Here is a 2,246-nt window from a genome sequence, read left to right as displayed (position 1 = left end):
GACCCCTCCTTCTCCCCCGACTGACCCGGGCGCCCTCAGCCTCTGCGCGCTGAGCACGGCGACACCCGACCCCCACGAGCGGGCCGGCACCCATCAGTCCCAGCACCATTCCCTGAGAAGGACTCTCGCGATGAACCTGTGGGTCAAGCGCGGTCTGCAGACGGCACTGCTCACCGGAGGCCTCCTGGCCACCGGCAGCGGTATCGCCTCAGCCGACACCGGAACCGGCCTCCTGACCGGCAACACCATCACCATCGACATCGCCGCCCCCGTCAACGTCGGCGGCATCGCCGCCGGCGTCCTCGGCGACGCTGCTGCCGACTCCACCGGCGGCGCCTCAACCGCTCCTCCGCCTGCTCCTGCCCCGGCGCCCGCGTCCTCCTCCGGGGGGATCGCCTCGGGCAACGACGTGGACGTCGACGTCGCCGCACCGATCAACGTCGGCGGCATCGCCGCCGGCGTCCTCGGTGACGCTGCTGCCGGCTCCACCGGCGGCGCCTCCACCACCCCGGCCCCCAGCAACCCGGCCGCCGACACCACCGGCTCCGGCGGGATCGCCTCGGGCAACGACGTGGACATCGACGTCGCCGCCCCCGTCAACGTCGGCGGTATCGCCGCCGGCGTCCTCGGTGACGCTGCTGCCGGCTCCACCGGCGGCGCCTCCACCACCCCGGCGCCCAGCACCCCGGCCGCCGGCACCACCGGCTCCGGTGGGATCGCCTCCGGCAACGACATCGACCTCGACGTCGCTGCCCCGATCAACGTCGGCGGCATCGCCGCCGGCGTCCTCGGAGACGCTGCTGCCGGCTCCACCGGCGGCGCCTCCACCACCCCGGCGCCCAGCACCCCGACCACCGGCACCACCGGCTCCGGTGGGATCGCCTCCGGCAACGACGTCGACGTCCCCGTCACCGTCCCGGTGAACGTCTGCGGCATCGGCGTCGGCCTCCTCGGCGACGCCGCCGCCGACTGCACCGGCGGCGCGAGCACCGGCGGCACCACACCCACCACCGGGACCACCCCGACCAACAGCGGCGGCATCGCCACCGGCAACGACGTCGACGCACCCGTCTCCATCCCGGTGAACGTCTGCGGCATCGCCATCGGCTCCGCCGCGGCCGACTGCACCGGTGGCGCGACCACCGGCGGCACCACGCCCACGACCGGCACGACCCCGACGACGGGCACCGGCGGCGTCGCCTCCGGCAACGACGTGAACGCCCCGATCTCCGTCCCGGTGAACGTCTGCGGCATCGGCGTCGGCCTCCTCGGCGACGCCGCCGCGGACTGCACCGGCGGATCCACCGCCGGCGGCACCACCCCCACCACCCCGGGCACCACGACGCCCGGCAACACCACCCCCGGTACCGACACCGTCGGCTCCGGCAACGACGTCGACGTCCCCGTCACCATCCCCGTCAACGTCTGCGGCATCGCCGCCGGCGTGATCGGTGACGCCAGCAGCGACTGCACCGGTGGAGCCACCACCGGCGGCACCACCCCCACCACGCCGGGCACCACCACCCCCGGCACCGGCACCATCGGCTCCGGCAACGACGTCGACGTCCCCGTCACCATCCCCGTGAACGTCTGCGGCATCGCCGCCGGCGCGATCGGTGACGCCAGCTCGAACTGCACCGGTGGAGCCACCACCGGCGGAACGACCCCGACCCCGGGCACCACGCCCACCGACCCCGGCACCACGCCCGCGACCGGCAACGACGTCAACGTCCCCGTCACCGTCCCCGTGGACGTCTGCGGCATCGCCGCCGGCGTCATCGGCGACGCCTCGGCCGACTGCACCGGTGGCACCACCGGTGGCACCACCCCCACCACCCCCGGCACCACGACGCCGGGCACCGGCATCGACGTCCCCGTCACCGTCCCCGTCGACGTCTGCGGCATCGCCGTCGGCCTGCTCGGCGACGCCGCCGCCGACTGCGGCCCCGCCACCCCCGGCACCCCCACCGACCCCGAGACCCCGGGCACCCCTGAGGACCCGACGGATCCCGAGACCCCGGTGACCACCCCGGAGGACGCCACCACCCCGGAGACCCCGCGCGGGATCACCCCGATCGTCGTCTCCGGCACCACCCCCGTCGCCACCGCCGTCACCTACGACGCCGGCACCGACGACCAGAACACCACCAGCGACGAGACCCTCGCCTACACCGGCGCCGACCTCACCACCCCGCTGCTGGCCGCACTGCTCGCCCTCGCCCTCGGCCTGGGCCTGACGACCGCCA

General features: G+C 75.3%; 1 protein-coding gene. It reads left to right on the top strand.

Annotation, left to right across the window (positions count from 1 at the left end; all coding sequences use genetic code 11):
- Positions 1-130: 130 nt before the first annotated feature.
- Positions 131-2,246, top strand: a 2,116-nt coding sequence (locus tag ASG36_RS21300) for a chaplin family protein (protein WP_055769263.1), incomplete at its 3' end; no start/stop codon positions are given.

Source organism: Geodermatophilus sp. Leaf369, from assembly GCF_001424455.1.
In the GTDB taxonomy this organism is placed as follows: Bacteria; Actinomycetota; Actinomycetes; order Mycobacteriales; family Geodermatophilaceae; genus Klenkia.
This window is presented reverse-complemented; position numbering and strand designations above follow the sequence as displayed.